Source organism: Telluria sp. ZB2R32 (assembly GCF_059685715.1).
Genome location: NZ_JCASIG010000001.1, coordinates 476550 through 493898, shown reverse-complemented (window position 1 = coordinate 493898; position 17349 = coordinate 476550). Strand labels below are relative to the sequence as shown.

Here is a 17349-nt window from a genome sequence, read left to right as displayed (position 1 = left end):
GGCCGGTACCGTCCCACGCTCCCTCCAAAGCACACGCTTGGCTCCCCGCCATGAGCCATGACAAGCTCCCTCCCGCTGGACATCACGTTCATCTCTACGGGAGGAAACGAATCATGAGCAAAGGCTTACGGCTGACCGAGAAATGGCTGCACCGCGCCCTGTGGCTGGTGGCGTTCGCGTTCGCCAGTTTTTTGATCGGCCTGGGCGGGCAATTGGTCGAAAACCTTGCCGACGTCGAAGAAGCGCCGACCCTGGAACAGTTCATCGACCCGGCGCAGCTGGCGGCCGTGCGCGCCGAGGAAGAGGGAGCGGACAAGCGCCAGAGCGCCGCGCGCGCCCAGCACGCGCAGGCGGCCGAGAAGCACGAGGTGGCCCGGTCGAACACCCGCTCGGCGCGCTCCACCTTCGACAACTGGCTGGCCACGCGCAGTGTCACCGCGCGTCCCGACCAGGACCCGGAACTCATCGCCCGCACGAAGACGCTCGATGCGCTCGAGGCGGACGAGCGGCGCGCGCTGGCCGCCGTCGAAACACAGCGCCAGGCGCTGCTCGACGCCGCCCAGCAAGCCGAGGCCGCGGCCCGGCGCCGCGCCGATCTCGAACTGCCAGCCCAAGTGAAACGCGACCAGGCCATCGCCACACAGGAACTGCGCGTATTCGGCTACCGCCTGGCCTTGACGCTGCCCTTGCTGGTCGCGGCCGGCTGGCTGTTCAAGCACAAGCGCAAGGGACCGTCCTGGCCGTTCGCCTGGGGTTTCATCTTTTTCGCGCTGTTCGCCTTTTTCTTCGAGCTGGTGCCTTACCTGCCCAGCTACGGCGGCTATGTGCGCTACATCGTCGGGATCATCGTGACCGTGGTGGCGGGGCGCTATGCGATCGCTGCGCTGCAGCGCTACCTCGCGCGCCAGAAAGAGGCCGAAGCGCTGCCGGACGCGCAGCGGCGCCGGACGCTCGGTTACGACACGGTGCTGGTACGGCTGGGGAAGGGCGTGTGCCCGGGCTGCGAACGCCAGGTCGACCTCAAGGATGGGGCGACCGATTATTGCCCGCATTGCGGCATCGGCCTGTTCAACCGCTGCGGCGGCTGCGCGACGCGCAAGAACGCGTTCGCGCGGTTCTGCTTTGCGTGCGGAACCGCGGCGAACACGCGCCTGGCGGATTAGAACGGGCCGGCTTTTCAGACCGGCCCGACAGCGGAACTTAGTCCTTCAAGTCGGCCGGCACTTTACCGCCATTGGCGGCCAGCTTGTTCATCACCTGGCGGTGCAGCCAGATGTTCATCTTGGCCGAATCGCTGGTGTCGCCGCTGTAGTGCAGTTCGGCAGCCAGTTCCTTGCGCGACTGCAGGCTGCTGTCGAGGTCGAGCAGTTTCAGCAGATCGACGATCGAGGTGCGCCAGTTCAGTTGCTGGCCCGATGCCTGCAGCTTGCTGTTGAGGATCGCTTCGACGTCGACCTGGTCCATCGCCACCGGGGCGGGGGCTGCAGCAGGTGCGGCGGCAGGTGCTGGCGCAGGTGCGGCAGCGGTCGGGGCGGCTGGCGCCGTTGGACGCGGTGCGGCTGGTGCATTTTGCGCCTGCGCTTTGGCTTGCGCTTCCTTGGCCGAAGGCGAGTTCGGGAAGATTTTATTGAAGATATTGCTCAGAATGCCCATGTGGTGCTCCTTTTGTTGTTGGGGGAAGGTGGTTCAGCGACGCTGGATGCCCTGCGCCATGTGGCCGAGTGCGATGGCGAGCGCCGCGGCGCCAAGCGCCTTGACCGCCGTCGGGTGCTCTGCATAAAAGTCGCCCATACGGTCGACAATGCTTGGATTCTGTTGTTCCGCTTTTTCGGCGATTTCCTTCACCTGCTCGGGCGAGACTTGCGAAGCCTGTTCCGGCGTGACGCGCGCATTGGCGCCGCCACCGAGCAGGTTGCCCAGCACGCCACCGAGCGCGCCGCTTTGGAGGGCGCCGATCACGGCCGGGCCGGCGCTGGCGATCAGCTGGTTCAGCATGCCGGCACGCTGGTCGGGATTGCTGTTGCCGAACATCTGCGCCAGCATTTGCGGGAAGGGCGGCGTCTGGTCCGAGCGCAGGGCCTGGGTCACGCCCTGGGCCACGGATTCGCGCGGGGCATTCTGCGCGGCGCGTTCGAAATCGTCCGGCGCTTGCGTCGGTGCCGTACCGGCGGCGTTACCCAGGTATTGCTGCAACAAGTTTCCTAAATCAAAAGACATGACGTTCTCCTGCATGAATGACAACAGGGATCGAGAGTAGGGCAGGAGGTCGGCGGCTTCGGTACGGTATCGAACGCTGTTGATATAAAACCGCCGCATCGGTGCCGACTAGCAATTTCACGCATGCGGCGCTAAGCTGACCGAATGCCGTATCTGCCCATTCTCCTGTTTGCCGCGATCTATGCGGGCGCCATGTTCGCCTGGGATCTGCCCTGGCTGGTCGGCGGCGCCTACCTGATGAGCAGCGCCACCTGCTTCGTCGCCTACGCGCTCGACAAGTCCGCCGCGCGCCACGGCACCTGGCGTACGCCCGAGCGGGCTTTGCTGCTGCTGGGACTGGTCGGCGGCTGGCCGGGCGCCGTGCTGGCCCAGCAATGGCTGCGCCATAAAACGGCGAAACGCTCGTTCCGGCAGCTGTTCTGGTGCACCGTGGTGGCCAACGTCGCCGGCTTCGTCTGGCTGTCGTCGCGGCTGGCGCACTGAGATGGCAGCGCGCATCACGGCACAGCGCGGCGCCTGGCCCTATCCGCGCGTGCTGGCCCACCGCGGCGGCGGCACGCTGGCGCCGGAAAACACGCTGGCCGGCCTGCGCGAGGGATTAAGACGCGGCTACCGCGCCATCGAATACGACATCATGCTCGCGCGCGACGGCGTGCCGGTGTTGATGCACGACCCCTATCTCGGACGCACTGTGGCCGGCTCCGGCAACGTGTTCGACTACGACGCGGCCGAGCTGGCATTGCTGGATGCCGGCGGCTGGTTCGCGCGCGCGCACGAGGGCGAACCGGTGCCGCTGTTCGTCGAGTTCGCCGGGTTCTGCAAGGCGCACGGGGTGTGGATGAACATGGAGATCAAGCCGGCGCCTGAATACGACATCGAAACCGGCGGCACCGTGGCGCGCATCGCCGCCGCGCTGTTTGCCGACGAGATCGCGGCCGGCGAGATGGACCGGGTGCCGTTGCTGTCTTCGTTCAGCATGCTGGCACTGGAAGCCGCGCGCGAGGTCGCGCCGCAGATGCCGCGTGCCTGCCTGATGAGCGAATTGCCGCCCGACTGGGAACGGCGCGCGCAAGCGGTGCAAGCAGTGGCGATTCATACCAATCACCGGCACCTGACGCCGCAGCTGGCGCAGGAGGTGCGGGCGGCGGGATATGGCTTGTTCTGCTATACCGTCAACGATCCGGCGCGGGCGCGCGAGTTGCTGGGCTGGGGTGTCGACGCCTTCTGTACCGACCGCATCGATCTGATCGGCCCGGATTTCATTTGAACGGTGACGTGCGGCGTTTCATAGGGCGGGCATGCCCGCCAGGAATCACGCACACCGATATCGTCCCAGGCAACAGCCCCGCGAACCCCGAAAAAACCCGTCATGTGGGCCTGTAAATAAAGTCACCATCGACTGCTATAATCGTTGCTTTACTTACCGCACTGCGCTCCTTCCGCCCCCACCAACATGAAATCTTCCGAAATTCGCGAAAAGTTCCTCAAGTTTTTTGAGTCCAAGGGCCATACGATCGTACGGTCCAGCCCCCTCGTGCCGGGCAACGATCCGACCATGTTGTTGACCAACAGCGGAATGGTGCAGTTCAAGGACGTCTTCCTCGGCCTCGATTCGCGCCCGTATTCGCGCGCGACGAGCGTGCAGCGCTGCGTGCGCGCGGGCGGCAAGCACAACGACCTGGAAAACGTCGGCTACACCGCGCGCCACCACACCTTCTTCGAGATGCTGGGTAACTTCAGCTTCGGCGACTACTTCAAGCGCGACGCCATCAACTATTGCTGGGAGCTGCTGACGAAAGTCTACATGCTGCCTGCCGAGAAGCTGACCGTCACCGTCTATTTCGAAGACGACGAAGCCTACGACATCTGGGCGGACGAGATCGGCGTGCCGAAAGAGCGCATCATCCGTATCGGCGACAACAAGGGCGCGCGCTACGCCTCCGACAACTTCTGGCAGATGGCCGACACCGGCCCGTGCGGCCCGTGCACCGAAGTGTTCTACGACCACGGCGCCGACATCTGGGGCGGTCCTCCGGGCTCGCCGGAAGAAGACGGCGACCGCTTCATCGAGATCTGGAACCTGGTGTTCATGCAGTTCAACCGCGACGAATCGGGCGTGTTGACGCCGCTGCCGAAGCCGTCGATCGACACCGGCATGGGCATGGAGCGCCTCGCCGCCGTGCTGCAGCACGTGCACAGCAACTACGAGATCGACCTGTTCCAGGCGCTGATCAAGGCTGCCGCGCGCGAAACCGGCGCGACTGACGTGAACAACAACTCGCTGAAGGTGATCGCCGACCACATCCGCGCGGCCTCCTTCATGATCGTCGACGGCATCATCCCGAGCAGCGAAGGCCACGGCTACGTCCTGCGCCGCATCATCCGCCGCGCGCTGCGCCACGGCCACAAGCTGGGTCAGACCCGTCCGTTCTTCTTCAAGCTGGTCGAAGACCTGAACATCGAGATGGGCACGGCATATCCGGAACTGCTGGACGCCAAGGACCGCGTCGCCCAGGTGCTCAAGGCCGAGGAAGAGCGTTTCGGCGAGACGCTGGAAAACGGCATGAAGATCCTGGAAGCGCAGCTGGCCAAGGATGCGAAAAACCTCGACGGCGCCACCGCCTTCACCCTGTACGACACCTACGGCTTCCCGCTGGACCTGACCGCCGACATCTGCCGCGAACGCGGCGTGACGCTCGACGAAGCCGGCTTCACCGCTGCCATGGAACAGCAGAAAAAGACCGCGCGCGCCGCCGGCAAATTCAAGATGGCCGCCAAGGTGGAGTACGCGGGCGAGAAGACCAAGTTCGTCGGCTACGAATCGCTGGTCCACAACACCCACGTGCTGGCGTTGTATTCCGAAGGCGTCTCGGTGCAGGAACTCAAGGCCGGCCAGGAAGGCATCGTCGTGCTCGATACGACGCCGTTCTACGCCGAATCCGGCGGCCAGGTCGGCGATCATGGCCTGATCCGCGGCGGTGCGGGTGCAGGTGATTTTGAAGTCGAAGACACGCTGAAGATCCAGGCCGAGGTGTTCGGCCACCATGGCGTGCTGCGTTCGGGGTCGCTGAAAGTCGGCGACACCGTGGATGCGCAAGTCGACCAGGCCAAGCGCGCGCGCACCATCCGCAACCACTCGGCGACCCACCTGATGCACAAGGCGCTGAAGGAAGTCCTCGGCAGCCACGTGCAGCAGAAAGGTTCGCTGGTCGATCCCGATAAAACCCGTTTCGACTTCAGCCACAATGCACCGGTGACCCAGGAGCAGATCGCCCAGGTCGAGATGATCGTCAACCGTGAAATCCTCGAAAATCACGCGACCCAGGCGCAGAACATGTCGTTTGATGACGCGGTCAAGCATGGCGCGATGGCGCTGTTCGGCGAGAAGTACGGCGACGAAGTGCGCGTGCTCGACATCGGCTCCTCGAAAGAGCTGTGCGGCGGCGTCCACGTGACCCGCACCGGCGACATCGGCCTGTTCAAGATCGTGTCGGAAGGCGGCGTCGCCGCCGGCATCCGCCGCATCGAGGCGGTGACGGGCGAAGGCGCGCTGGCCTGGGTCCAGCAGACCAACGCACGCCTGCTGGCTGCCGCGTCGGCGCTGAAGACCGGCCCGGACGAACTGCCGTCGCGTATCGCCCAGGTGCAGGACCAGGTGAAACTGCTGGAAAAGGAAATCGCCGCATTGAAGTCGAAGCTGGCGGCGGGGCAGGGCGACGAGCTGGTGAACCAGGCGGTCGACGTAAACGGCATCAAGGTGCTGGCCGCGACGATGGAAGGCGCCGACGTCACGAGCCTGCGCGAAACCATGGACAAGCTCAAGGACAAGCTAGGTACGGCCGCCATCGTGCTGGCCAGCGTGCTCGACGGTAAAGTCAGCCTGATCGCCGGCGTGACCAAGGACGCGACCGGTAAAGTGAAAGCCGGCGAACTGGTCAACTTCGTCGCCCAGCAAGTGGGCGGCAAGGGTGGCGGGCGTCCGGACATGGCGCAGGCGGGCGGGACCGATCCGTCGGGACTGCCGGCGGCGCTGGCCGGCGTGGCCGGTTGGGTGGGTGAGCGGGCGTAATCGTTCGCTGTAGGGAGGACGGCTCCGCCGTCCATGCGTTCAACGCATGGTAGAGCACCTGTTACGGCTGCCATGGCGCTGGTTGAACGCGTGGACGGGGGACCCGTCCACCCTGCCCATATGCCTGGTACACCACCCGCATCCCGCTTCAACGCATCAAAACGGTGCACCAACCCCTGCAACCTCCTGTAATCTTTCACCACGACAACCATTCCGGTGCAAGCACGCAACATTTCGTGACTATTTTGGTGCGGCGCGTCATAATCCAGAAATTGGAGTAGACTCCAAATCCAGTATCACCACCTAAGCAGGCATGCGATGAGCGACACCATTCTCGACACTGATACGATTCAATTCCAGAAGGATCTGGATGCGCGCGGCTTGAACTGCCCGCTGCCAATTCTCAAAGCCAAGAAGGCGCTAGCCGAGCTGGCTTCCGGCGAGGTGCTGCGCATCACGGCCACGGACACCGGTTCCGTCCGCGACTTCCAGGCGTTCGCCAAGCAGACCGGCAACGCACTGCTGCACCACTCGCACAGCAATGGCGAGTTTGTCTTCCTGATGCGCCGCAAGTAAGCGCTTTCCAGATCGACGGCGGGGCGCATGATGCCCCGCCCGTTCCTCTTTTCCCCTCGATCCGGCATTTTTGGAAGCATCCCTCTAGCCAAAAATCGCACGATCGTGCTTTAATTTAGTTCTGCAGCAGTTTTTCTCTTATAATCTGCACCACTTTAGCGAAGTCTACCTCTTCAATTTTTCAAAGGCACACCTATGAAAGTCCTGGTACCCGTCAAACGCGTGGTCGACTATAACGTCAAGGTCCGCGTCAAGTCCGACGGCAGCGGCGTGGATATCGCCAACGTCAAGATGTCGATGAACCCGTTCGACGAAATCGCGCTCGAAGAAGCGACCCGTTTGAAGGAAGCCGGCAAGGTCACCGAAGTGGTGGCGGTTTCGATCGGTGTGCCGCAGTGCCAGGAAACCCTGCGCACCGGCATGGCCATCGGCGCCGACCGCGGCATCCTGGTGGAAACCGCGGGCGACACCGAGCCGCTGGCCGTGGCCAAGATCATGAAGGCGCTGGCCGACAAGGAACAGCCGCAGCTGATCATCCTGGGCAAGCAGGCGATCGACGACGATTCGAACCAGACCGGCCAGATGCTGGCAGCCCTGCTGGGCTGGCCGCAAGCCACCTTCGCCTCGAAAGTCGTGCTGGAAGACGGCAAGGTCACCGTGACCCGTGAAGTCGACGGCGGCCTCGAGACCGTGGCCCTGAACCTGCCGGCGATTGTCACCACCGACCTGCGCCTGAACGAGCCACGCTACGTCACGCTGCCGAACATCATGAAGGCGAAGAAGAAGCCGCTGGAAACGATCAAGCCGGCCGACATCGGCGTCGACGTGACCCCGCGCCTGAAAACCCTGAAAGTCGTCGAGCCGGCCAAGCGCTCGGCAGGCATCATGGTGCCGGACGTCGCCACGCTGGTCGCCAAGCTGCGTACCGAAGCCAAAGTCATCTAATAAGGAAACATCATGGTCGCACTCGTCATCGCTGAACACGACAATGGCTCCCTCAAGGGCGCAACCCACCACACCGTGACCGCCGCCGCCCAGTGCGGTGGCGAGGTCCACGTGCTGGTCGCCGGCTCGAACTGCGGCGCCGCCGCCGAAGCCGCCGCGCAGATCGCCGGCGTTTCCAAAGTGCTGGTCGCCGACGCGCCGTACTTCGCCGACGGCCTGGCCGAAAACGTGGCCGAGCAGATCCTGGCCGTCGCCGGTTCGTACTCGCACATCCTGGCGCCAGCCACCGCCTACGGTAAGAACATCCTGCCGCGCGTGGCCGCCAGGCTGGACGTGGCCCAGATCTCGGAAATCACCAAGGTCGACTCCCCGGACACCTTCGAGCGCCCGATCTACGCCGGTAACGCGATCGCCACCGTGCAGTCGACGGACAGCGTAAAAGTCATCACCGTGCGCGGCACCGGCTTCGATGCCGCTGCCGCCACCGGCGGCTCGGCCGCCGTCGAGACCATCGCTGCTGCAGCGGACTTCGGCAAGTCGGCCTTCGTCGGCCGCGAGCTGGCGAAATCGGACCGTCCGGAACTGACCGCCGCCAAGATCATCGTCTCCGGTGGCCGCGGCATGGGCTCGGGCGACAACTTCAAGCTGCTCGAACCGCTGGCCGACAAGCTCGGCGCCGCCATGGGCGCCTCGCGCGCCGCCGTCGATGCCGGCTACGTGCCGAACGACTGGCAGGTCGGCCAGACCGGCAAGATCGTCGCACCGACCCTGTACATCGCCGTTGGCATCTCGGGCGCGATCCAGCACCTGGCGGGCATGAAGGATTCGAAGACCATCGTCGCCATCAACAAGGATCCGGAAGCGCCGATTTTCTCGGTGGCGGATTATGGCCTGGTCGGCGATCTGTTCGAGGTCATCCCTGAGCTGGTCAAGGAACTCGGCTAAAAACGTAGGGTGGGCACTTGTGCCCACGCGGTTCACCCGCCGCGATCGAGTAGCGGTGCGACGGGTGATGCGCACGTCAACCGCGTGGGCTCAAGAGCCCACCCTACAAGAACAAAACTCAGGCCACGCTGTCCGGCAAATGCCAGGATGCCGTGGCCTGTTCCATATCCAATCCTGAGGAGACCAAGGTGAGCTACCAAGCCCCGATCAAAGACATGCTGTTCGTCCTGAACGAACTGGCCGGCTTGCAGCAGGTGAGCCAGCTGCCAGGCTGCGAAGACGCGACCATCGATACCGTGGAAGCGGTGCTCGAAGAGAACGCGAAATTCTGCGGCGAAGTCGTTGCGCCGCTGAACCAGCCGAGCGACAAGGAGCCGAGCTTCTGGCACGACGGCCAGGTCACCACCGCCGCCGGCTTCAAGGTCGCCTTCCAGGCCTTTGGCGAATCGGGCTGGCAGGGCGTGCAGCACCCGGCCGAATTCGGTGGCCAGGGCTTGCCGAAGCTGGTCGCCACGCCGTGCACCGAAATGCTCAACGCCGCATCGATCTCGTTCGCCCTGGTCGCCCTGCTGACCGACGGCGCCATCGAAGCGCTGCTGACGGCCGGTTCCGACGCACAGAAAGCCCTGTACCTCGAGCCGCTCATCTCCGGCAAGTGGACCGGCACCATGAACCTGACCGAGCCGCAGGCCGGTTCTGACCTGGCCGCCGTGCGCACGCGCGCCGTGCCGCAGGGCGACGGTACCTACAAGATTTTCGGCACCAAGATCTACATCACCTATGGTGAGCACGACATGGCCGAGAACATCATCCACCTGGTGCTGGCGCGTACGCCGGACGCGCCGCCGGGCGTGAAGGGGATCTCGCTGTTCATCGTGCCGAAGTTCATGATCAACGACGACGGCACCCCGGGCGCGCGCAACGATGCCCACTGCGTCTCGATCGAACACAAGCTGGGCATCAAGGCCAGCCCGACCGCGGTACTGCAGTTCGGCGACAACGGCGGCGCCATCGGCACCCTGGTCGGCGAAGAAAACCGCGGCCTGGAATACATGTTCATCATGATGAACGCGGCCCGCTTCGGCGTCGGCATGCAGGGCATCGGCCTGGCCGAACGTGCATACCAGCAGGCGGTCGCGTTCGCGAAGGAGCGCATCCAGTCGCGCGACCTCGCCGGTTCCGCCGGTCCGGTCGCCATCATCAATCATCCGGACGTGCGCCGCATGCTGATGTCGATGCGCGCCCAGACCGAAGCCGCGCGTGCGCTGGCCTACGTCGGCGCCGGCATTTCCGACGTCGCCCACTACCACGCCGACGAAACGACGCGTAAGTCGAACCTCGCCGTCTACGAATACCTGGTCCCGGTCATCAAGGGCTGGTCGACCGAGATGAGCGAACACGTGGCGCGCGACGGCGTGCAGGTGCATGGCGGCATGGGTTTCATCGAAGAGACCGGCGCGGCGCAGCATTACCGCGATGCCAAGATCCTGACGATCTACGAAGGCACGACCGCGATCCAGGCCAACGACCTGGTCGGCCGCAAGACCGTGCGCGACGGCGGCGCGACCGCGAAATCGATCATCGCCCAGGTGCGTGAGGTTGAAGCTGCTTTGGGCGAAGTGCAGGGCGCCGATTTTGCGGCGATCCGCCGCCAGCTTGAACTCGGCTCGGCGGCGCTGGAAGAAGTCGTCGACTTTGTCGTCGCCAACGTCAAGTCGGACATCAAGGGCGTGTTCGCCGGTTCGGTGCTGTACCTGAAGCTGGCCGGCATCGTGCTGGGCGGCTGGCAGATGGCGCGCGCGGCCCTGGCCGCGCAGCAGAAACTCGATGCAGGGGAAGGTGACGCCGCCTTCCTGCGCGCGAAGATCGCCACCGCGCGCTTCTTCGCCGACCACATCCTGTCCGGCGCAAGCGGCCTGCGTTCGGCCATCGTCGAGGGCAGTGCCGGCGTGCTGGCGCTGGAGATCGATCAGTTCTGACCGATCTTGCTTGATGATAGGAAAGCGGCCTGCGGGCCGCTTTTTTTGCATTTGTAGGGTGGGCTCTGCCCACGCGGATACACCCTTTGCACGGCCAAATAAACAATTCCTTCCACTCAACCTGCCCGCCGTTACGTAATGGAAAAACGCGACCATTTTGCTGAGCTTGATCCAGGTTAAACGGGACATTACGGCCGCGTTCGTAAAGTCGTCTTACCCCATCCATACCTGGAGTTCACAATGACGAATTTGCTTACCCGTGCGATCCGCTTGCCGGCGCTCGCCGCTTGCTCCCTCTTCGTGCTGGCCGCCTGCGGCGGTGGCGGCGGTTCCGACCGGGGACCTGTACAAACCAGCCCCGACCCGGTCCAGCCGAGTCCGCCGCCCGCGCCCGATCCGACGCTCGCCACCACTTTCACCGATCTCGTGGCGGCGACCAGCGGCGCCGCGCCCGGATGGGGCGCCTGGAGCGCGCCTGCCGGGCGGGTGCCGGTCAGCGGCGTCGCCTGCACGGGCATGATCACCTACCATCAACACTCGCTGGTATCGATCTACAAGGAAGGCACGCGGCTCGGCTTGCCCGACAACCTGGGCCGCAGCGGCTGCACCTACGAATTGCATACCCACGACGTGATGGGCATGGTGCACATGGAAGCGGATGTCGCCAAGAAGTTCACGCTGGCCCAGCTGTTTGCGCTCTGGGGCCAGCCGCTGGGTGTGAACGGCACGGCCGGCCTGGCCGGGCCGGTGCGCTTCTACCTGGTCGAGAATGAGAAATTGACGCGTTATAGCGGCGACCCGGCTGCGCTGGAACTGGTGCCGCACCGCGAAATCGTGATCGTCAGCGGCGCCGCGCCGGCCGTGTTGCCGAAATACCGGTGGCCGACCGGGCTGTAAGCGCAGCTGCCGGCTCAGCCGTAGGCGCCGCCTGTATACATCAGGTCGAACAGGCGCGCGATGGTGGCGATCAGCAGCGTCGCGCCGACCAGCAGGGTGGTCACCAGCAGCACGGCCAGCACCCAGGTCGAGCGCGACGTGGTGCTTGAAGCGGCATTGAAGCGGGCATCCCATTTGTCGTCGGGCGTGAGGCCGATGACCAGCGCGCCGATGCAGGCGGCGATGGCCGAGACCAGCAGCGGCAGCAGCGCATAGAAGGAATGCAAGCCATTGGCGTTGCTGAAGATGATGCCGGCAATCGGCAGGCTGCTGATGTGCAGCAGGCCGATGCGGTCGACGCCGCCATGCAGGTAAAAGCGGTGCGCTCCCAGTGTCCCCAGGATGAGCGCCAGCGCGGTGGCCAGCGTCTTGTTTTTGTGTGCCATGCAGTTGCAGTTGTAAAGATGAACGGATGTGTTACACGAAAGGGAAAAGTATCGTCCATAAACGTCACAAAGGCATTAACTTTTATGTAAATCCAATGTATCGGCGGTCCGGGATGGAAGGGAAGGAGAGGGGCAGGTAGCGGCCGCGCCGAAAATAGCGGATAATGCCCGATTCAGCCGGGACTGCGCGCCCCTCTTATAAACGCTTGCTGGTACCCGGCATTGCGCGCTATAATCGTCGGCTTTCTCCGTCCAGCACAACTTTTTGGAATTATTATGGTCGTTATTCGTTTAGCTCGTGGAGGCGCCAAGAAGCGCCCGTTCTTCAACATCGTTGCAACCGATTCGCGCAACCGCCGCGATGGCCGTTTCATCGAGCGCATCGGTTTCTACAACCCGATGGCCTCGGGCGCCGAAGTGGGCCTGCGCATCACCGCTGACCGTCTGGCCTACTGGCAAGGCGTTGGCGCACAACTGTCGCCAACCGTCGCTCGCCTGGTCGCTCAGCAGACCCCGGCCGCAGCAGCCTAAAGCAAGGTACCAGGTTTGGCCGATTCAGTTGCAGCAGTTGCGAATGGGGCGCAAGCCCCTGACGACCTGACCCAGGTCGGGTATGTGGCCGGTGCCTATGGCATCGCCGGCGCCATCCGCGTCACGCCGTTCTCGACGGATGCCGATGCGCTGCTGAACGTGAAAACCTGGTGGCTCGACAAGCCGAGCCTGCGGTCCGTCACCGTGCGGACCGCGAAGATGCATGGCGGCGACGTGGTCGCCACCCTGGTCGGGATGGCTGGCCGCGATGCCGCGGAGGCGCTCAAGGGCGCTGCCGTGCACGTTTCGCGCGCCGAATTTCCCGCGCTTGAAGAAGACGAGTATTACTGGTCCGACCTGATCGGCATGGATGCGGTGAACCTCGAAGGCGAAGCCCTCGGTACCGTCATCGACATGATGAGCAACGGTCCGCAGTCGATCCTGCGCATCGAACCCGTCGCCGCTCCGGACAGCAGTGAAAAGGCGCCCGAGCGCCTCGTTCCGTTTGTGGACCAGTTCGTCAAGCACGTCGACGTGAAGTCGAAAAAGATTACTTTGGACTGGGGCCTGGATTATTAACCCGGTCCGTTCGAGACGAGGTCATGATGCAATTTGACGTCGTGAGCTTGTTTCCCGAGATGTTTGCCGCGTTGACGCAGTCGGGTGTCACCCGCCGCGCCTTCGAGCAGGAACGCTGGGGCTTGACGCTGTGGAATCCACGCGATTTCACGACCGACCGCCACCGCACCGTGGATGACCGCCCATATGGCGGCGGGCCCGGGATGGTGATGCTGGCCCGGCCGCTCGAGGCAACGATCGCCGCGGCCAAGGCGCGCCAGGTCGAACGCGGCTTGCCGCCGCCGCGCGTGGTGTTCATGTCGCCGCAAGGCAAACCGCTGACGCACGAACGCGTCATGGCGCTGAAGGATGAGCCGGGCCTGGTCATCCTGTGCGGCCGCTACGAAGCGGTCGACCAGCGTCTGCTGGACCGCGTGGTCGACGAGGAAATTTCGCTCGGCGACTTCGTGCTCTCCGGCGGCGAATTGCCGGCGATGGCATTGATGGATGCGGTGGTGCGCCTGTTGCCCGGTGTGCTGGGCGACGATGCCTCGGCGGTCGAAGACAGTTTCGTCAACGGCTTGCTCGACTCGCCGCACTACACCCGCCCCGACGTGTACGAGGGCGTGCCGGTACCGCCGGTTCTGATGGGCGGCAATCACGCAGAGATTACCAAATGGCGCCGCCAGCGCATGCTGGAGGCGACATGGCAGAAACGGCCGGAATTGTTGGACAAGGCGCGCGCAGCGGGCCAGTTGACGCCGGCCGACGAAACGTTTTTGGCGACGCTCCGTCCTGCGGAGTAAGCTGGAAAATGCACCGCATCGGTGCGAAACACAGGGGCATGTTGCCTTTGCGTTCAACCCCATCCTATACCGGGCATCGCAGTAATAACGACATGCGCCGGCAAGATGGTTTTTGGAGTCATAAGAATGAATCTGATTCAACAACTCGAACAGGAAGAAATCGCGCGCCTCGGCCGTGCCATTCCTGATTTCGCACCAGGCGACACCGTGATCGTCAGCGTCAACGTCGTCGAAGGCAACCGCAAGCGCGCCCAGGCATACGAAGGCGTCGTCATTTCGCGTCGTAACCGCGGCCTGAACTCGAACTTCATCGTTCGCAAGATCTCGTCGGGTGAAGGCGTCGAGCGTACGTTCCAGCTGTACTCGCCGCTGATCGCTTCGATCGAAGTGAAACGCCGCGGTGACGTCCGTCGCGCCAAGCTGTACTACCTGCGCGAGCGTTCGGGCAAGTCGGCACGTATCAAAGAAAAGCTGCCACAGCGTAAAGTTGCAGCAACCCCAGCCGCTCAGTAATCGCGTCTGTGGAGAGAGAAAAGGCATCCCCCGGGATGCCTTTTTCTTTATCGGCGAGTTGTAACACCGTTGTAACAAGGAGAACGTTTTGGTGAAGGTGCCCCTGGATCCCTCCCGCCTGCCGGTCGACGCCATCGCCGGCGAGCCCGCCATCGACCCCGCTTCCCTGACGGTGGAACACCTGCGCACGCGCTTCGCCCGCTCGCGCCTGGCCTGGACCCCGGAAACGCCGGACGAGTCCTGGATCACGCCGGGCTTCAAGCTGCGCCGCGCCGCCGTGCTGATACCGCTGGTCGAGCGCCCCGAGGGTTTGAGTGTCCTGCTGACCCTGCGTACCGACCACCTGTCCAGCCATGCCGGCCAGATCGCCTTTCCCGGCGGCCGTGCCGAAGAGCTCGATTCATCGCCGATCGAAACCGCGCTGCGCGAATCGGAAGAGGAAATCGGCCTGCACCGGCGCCACGTGTCGATCGTCGGCGTGCTGCCCGATTACATCACCGGCAGCGCCTACCGCGTCGCGCCCGTCGTTGCCCTGGTCAAGCCGCCGTTCGAACTGACCGCCGACCCGGGCGAAGTCGCCGAAATCTTTGAAGTGCCGCTCGCCTTCCTGATGAACGGCATGCACCACCAGCGCATGTCGGTCGACCTGCCGGAAGGGAAGGGCAGGCGCAGTTTTTACGCGATGCCGTATGAGCGCTTCTTCATCTGGGGCGCGACGGCAGGGATGCTGCGTAACTTGTTCCATTTCCTGCGTGCATAAAAAATCTTACAAGCCGTGATTTGATTATGGCGTTCACCTGCGCTATCGTAGCGGGCAGCGTGGTATTGCCATAACAAAAGAAGGACTTGCATGACATTTTTTTCCATCCTGTGCGCACTGATCATCGAACAGCTGAAACCGCTGCGCGCGGATAACCAGGTCTACGGCGGCATCAAGGGCCTGGCGATGCGTATCGAAGGCTGGTTCAATGCCGGCGAGCCGAAGAACGGCCGCATGGGCTGGTTGCTGATGATGGCGACCCTGGTCGTGCCGGTCGCGCTCGTCTATTGGGTGCTGCAATACTATGGCCTGGTGTTCCTGGCCTTTGCCTGGAACGTCGTCATCGTCTACCTGACGCTGGGTTTCCGCCACTACAGCCATTATTTCACCTCGATCCAGTTGGCCCTGAACAGCGGCGACGAAGCCACGGCGCGCGTGCTGCTGGCCGAGTGGGTGCGCATCGACACGGTCGGCATGGATGCCACCGAGATTGCCCGCATCGCGGTCGAGAAATCCCTGATCACCACCCACCGCAGCGTGTTCGGCGTGTTCTTCTGGTTCCTGATGCCGGCCGGGCCCGCCTGCGCAGTGCTGTACCGCGTCTCGGAATACCTGGCGCGCGCCTGGAACGAACCCGAACACATGCGCAACGAAGCCTTCGGCCAGTTCGCCGCCAAAGCCTTTTACTGGATCGACTGGATTCCGGTGCGCCTGACCGCGATCGCCTTTGCCGTGGTCGGCAATTTCGAGGACGCTATTTACGCCTGGCGCAATTTCGCCGACCGCTGGGCGGACGAGTCGCGCGGTATCATCCTGGCCGCCGGCGGCGGCGCCATGGGCGTGCGCCTGGGCACGCCGAACGAGAACGCGCCGCAACTGTTGCCGGTCGACGCCGCCATGGTCGACTTGAGCGATGCCGACACCGACGTCCTCCCCGGCGAAGAGCCGAGCCTGCGCGCACTGCAAAGCACGGTGGGACTTGTCTGGCGCGCCCTGATACTATGGATGATTCTCTTGTTACTGCTGTCGAGCATGGCCTGGCTGGGTTGACGCGAAAGGGCGCTCGCGCGCCCTGTCCCGAAAGTTGTCGAGACAAGCCTCGTGCCCAAGTCTTCTATAAGATATAATACCTGTCGTCTCCTCCACGCAGCATTCAAAAGCAGCACTATGGCCGAGTTACCGCATACCGGGACAGAAGGCGCCACCGGCGAATTCTTCATCCTGGGCCTCACAAGCAATGGCAGGCAGTTCCGCCCCAGCGACTGGGCGGAGCGCCTGTGCGGGGTCATGTCCTGCTTCCGTCCCGAAGGCAGCGGCGGGCGCCACGCCCACCTGCAGTTCTCCCCCTACGTGCACCCGACCGTGGTGAACGGCGTCAAGGCTGTCGTCGTCGACAACAAGCTGAAGAAAGCCGAACCGCTGGCCTATCACTTCGTCGTCAATTTTGCCAAGGATAACGACCTGCAAGTCGTCGACGCCTGCTTCGTCGAATTGCCGGGCGACCAGAAGACCTGAGTTCCACGGAGCGTTTGAGCTAACTCAAACGTCTCCAACCTTCCCGCATTAGCTTAAGTCCGTATCGGACGGCTACGACCAGCGGGGAGGAACTCACCATGAACATCAGCGACATCTGCACCATCCAGACCATCAGCTGCGGGCGCGACGAAACCGTGCAGGGCGCGGCGCTGCTGATGCGCAAGCACCATGTGGGCGACCTGGTCGTGGTCGACGGCGACGACGGCCAGGCCATTCCGGTCGGGATCGTCACCGACCGCGACATCGTTGTCTCGGTGGTCGCGCTCGGCCTCGATCCGGCCAGCCTGCAGGTCGGCGACATCATGAGCGACGACCTGCTGACCTGCGGCGAGGAAGACGACGTCTACCAGACCATCGAGCACATGCGCCTGCGCGGTATCCGCCGGGTACCGGTGGTAAACCGCAACGGCGGCCTGGCCGGCATCGTCAGTGCCGACGATTTGCTCGAATTCCTGGCCGAAGAGATGGGCGACCTGTCGCGCATCAGTGGCAACCAGCAAGCCCACGAGAAGAGGGCCCGCCACTAGAGCGCCCTGGCAAAGGAGAGTCGGACAGCCTGTCCCGCCGCCCCGCACCAGACTAGTGCGCGGCG

At 63.8% G+C, this 17349-nt stretch carries 20 protein-coding genes; 17 read left to right on the top strand and 3 right to left on the bottom strand.

Going from position 1 to position 17349, the window contains the following annotated elements:
• The first annotated feature begins 113 nt into the window (after window positions 1-113).
• Window positions 114-1163, top strand: a complete 1050-nt coding sequence (locus AC56LG_RS02170; RefSeq protein WP_497164487.1) for a serine endopeptidase — start codon at window positions 114-116, stop codon at window positions 1161-1163.
• Window positions 1164-1200: 37 nt separating this feature from the next.
• Here the strand turns inward: AC56LG_RS02170 and AC56LG_RS02165 are convergent, their stop codons facing one another.
• Both AC56LG_RS02165 and AC56LG_RS02160 read right to left on the bottom strand, forming a co-directional pair.
• Complete coding sequence (locus AC56LG_RS02165; RefSeq protein ID WP_497164486.1) at window positions 1201-1653, bottom strand: DUF3597 domain-containing protein; 453 nt, start codon at window positions 1651-1653, stop codon at window positions 1201-1203.
• Window positions 1654-1686: 33 nt separating this feature from the next.
• On the bottom strand, window positions 1687-2217 hold the full coding sequence (locus tag AC56LG_RS02160) for a hypothetical protein (RefSeq protein ID WP_497164485.1): 531 nt from the start codon (window positions 2215-2217) through the stop codon (window positions 1687-1689).
• A 144-nt stretch (window positions 2218-2361) separates the two neighbouring features.
• Between AC56LG_RS02160 and AC56LG_RS02155 the strand changes: the two genes are divergently transcribed.
• The 8 genes from AC56LG_RS02155 (at window position 2362) to AC56LG_RS02120 (ending at window position 11628) form a co-directional block, all read left to right on the top strand.
• Window positions 2362-2700: a DUF1294 domain-containing protein gene (locus AC56LG_RS02155; RefSeq protein WP_497164484.1), complete on the top strand. Its 339-nt coding sequence runs from the start codon at window positions 2362-2364 to the stop codon at window positions 2698-2700.
• 1 nt (window position 2701) lies between these two features.
• Window positions 2702-3484: a glycerophosphodiester phosphodiesterase gene (gene ugpQ, locus AC56LG_RS02150; protein ID WP_497164483.1), complete on the top strand. Its 783-nt coding sequence runs from the start codon at window positions 2702-2704 to the stop codon at window positions 3482-3484.
• Window positions 3485-3670: 186 nt separating this feature from the next.
• Window positions 3671-6286: an alanine--tRNA ligase gene (alaS, locus tag AC56LG_RS02145; RefSeq protein ID WP_497164482.1), complete on the top strand. Its 2616-nt coding sequence runs from the start codon at window positions 3671-3673 to the stop codon at window positions 6284-6286.
• 318 nt (window positions 6287-6604) lie between these two features.
• Entirely contained in the window at window positions 6605-6862 is a 258-nt protein-coding gene (locus AC56LG_RS02140; RefSeq protein WP_192054359.1) for a sulfurtransferase TusA family protein, read from the top strand.
• A 195-nt stretch (window positions 6863-7057) separates the two neighbouring features.
• Window positions 7058-7807, top strand: coding sequence for an electron transfer flavoprotein subunit beta/FixA family protein (locus AC56LG_RS02135; RefSeq protein WP_192054361.1), 750 nt, complete (start codon window positions 7058-7060; stop codon window positions 7805-7807).
• Between the two features lie 12 nt (window positions 7808-7819).
• Window positions 7820-8752 (top strand): electron transfer flavoprotein subunit alpha/FixB family protein, encoded by a 933-nt coding sequence (locus AC56LG_RS02130; RefSeq protein ID WP_497164481.1) that lies wholly within the window; start codon window positions 7820-7822, stop codon window positions 8750-8752.
• Between the two features lie 188 nt (window positions 8753-8940).
• Entirely contained in the window at window positions 8941-10731 is a 1791-nt protein-coding gene (locus AC56LG_RS02125) for an acyl-CoA dehydrogenase (RefSeq protein WP_497164480.1), read from the top strand.
• A 240-nt stretch (window positions 10732-10971) separates the two neighbouring features.
• Window positions 10972-11628: a hypothetical protein gene (locus AC56LG_RS02120; RefSeq protein WP_497164479.1), complete on the top strand. Its 657-nt coding sequence runs from the start codon at window positions 10972-10974 to the stop codon at window positions 11626-11628.
• Between the two features lie 14 nt (window positions 11629-11642).
• Here AC56LG_RS02120 and AC56LG_RS02115 read toward each other — a convergent pair whose 3' ends face one another.
• A complete protein-coding gene (locus tag AC56LG_RS02115; protein ID WP_497164478.1) occupies window positions 11643-12053 on the bottom strand; it encodes a TM2 domain-containing protein in 411 nt (136 codons plus the stop codon).
• Window positions 12054-12329: 276 nt separating this feature from the next.
• On the opposite strand from AC56LG_RS02115, the gene rpsP reads away from it, so the two are divergent.
• The 8 genes from rpsP to AC56LG_RS02075 all read left to right on the top strand — a co-directional run bounded on the left by rpsP (window position 12330) and on the right by AC56LG_RS02075 (window position 17284).
• Window positions 12330-12584 (top strand): 30S ribosomal protein S16, encoded by a 255-nt coding sequence (gene rpsP / locus AC56LG_RS02110; protein ID WP_379785996.1) that lies wholly within the window; start codon window positions 12330-12332, stop codon window positions 12582-12584.
• Between the two features lie 15 nt (window positions 12585-12599).
• Window positions 12600-13163 carry a ribosome maturation factor RimM gene (rimM, locus tag AC56LG_RS02105; RefSeq protein ID WP_497164477.1) on the top strand — a complete coding sequence of 188 codons (564 nt, stop codon included), beginning with the start codon at window positions 12600-12602 and terminating at the stop codon, window positions 13161-13163.
• A gap of 26 nt (window positions 13164-13189) precedes the next feature.
• Window positions 13190-13948, top strand: coding sequence for a tRNA (guanosine(37)-N1)-methyltransferase TrmD (gene trmD, locus AC56LG_RS02100; RefSeq protein ID WP_497165010.1), 759 nt, complete (start codon window positions 13190-13192; stop codon window positions 13946-13948).
• Window positions 13949-14074: 126 nt separating this feature from the next.
• Entirely contained in the window at window positions 14075-14461 is a 387-nt protein-coding gene (gene rplS, locus AC56LG_RS02095) for a 50S ribosomal protein L19 (protein ID WP_497164476.1), read from the top strand.
• Between the two features lie 88 nt (window positions 14462-14549).
• Complete coding sequence (locus AC56LG_RS02090) at window positions 14550-15221, top strand: CoA pyrophosphatase (protein WP_497164475.1); 672 nt, start codon at window positions 14550-14552, stop codon at window positions 15219-15221.
• 90 nt (window positions 15222-15311) lie between these two features.
• On the top strand, window positions 15312-16271 hold the full coding sequence (locus tag AC56LG_RS02085; RefSeq protein ID WP_497164474.1) for a CobD/CbiB family protein: 960 nt from the start codon (window positions 15312-15314) through the stop codon (window positions 16269-16271).
• A 117-nt stretch (window positions 16272-16388) separates the two neighbouring features.
• Complete coding sequence (locus AC56LG_RS02080) at window positions 16389-16736, top strand: DUF3579 domain-containing protein (protein WP_497164473.1); 348 nt, start codon at window positions 16389-16391, stop codon at window positions 16734-16736.
• 98 nt (window positions 16737-16834) lie between these two features.
• A complete protein-coding gene (locus tag AC56LG_RS02075) occupies window positions 16835-17284 on the top strand; it encodes a CBS domain-containing protein (protein WP_497164472.1) in 450 nt (149 codons plus the stop codon).
• Window positions 17285-17349 lie beyond the last annotated feature (65 nt).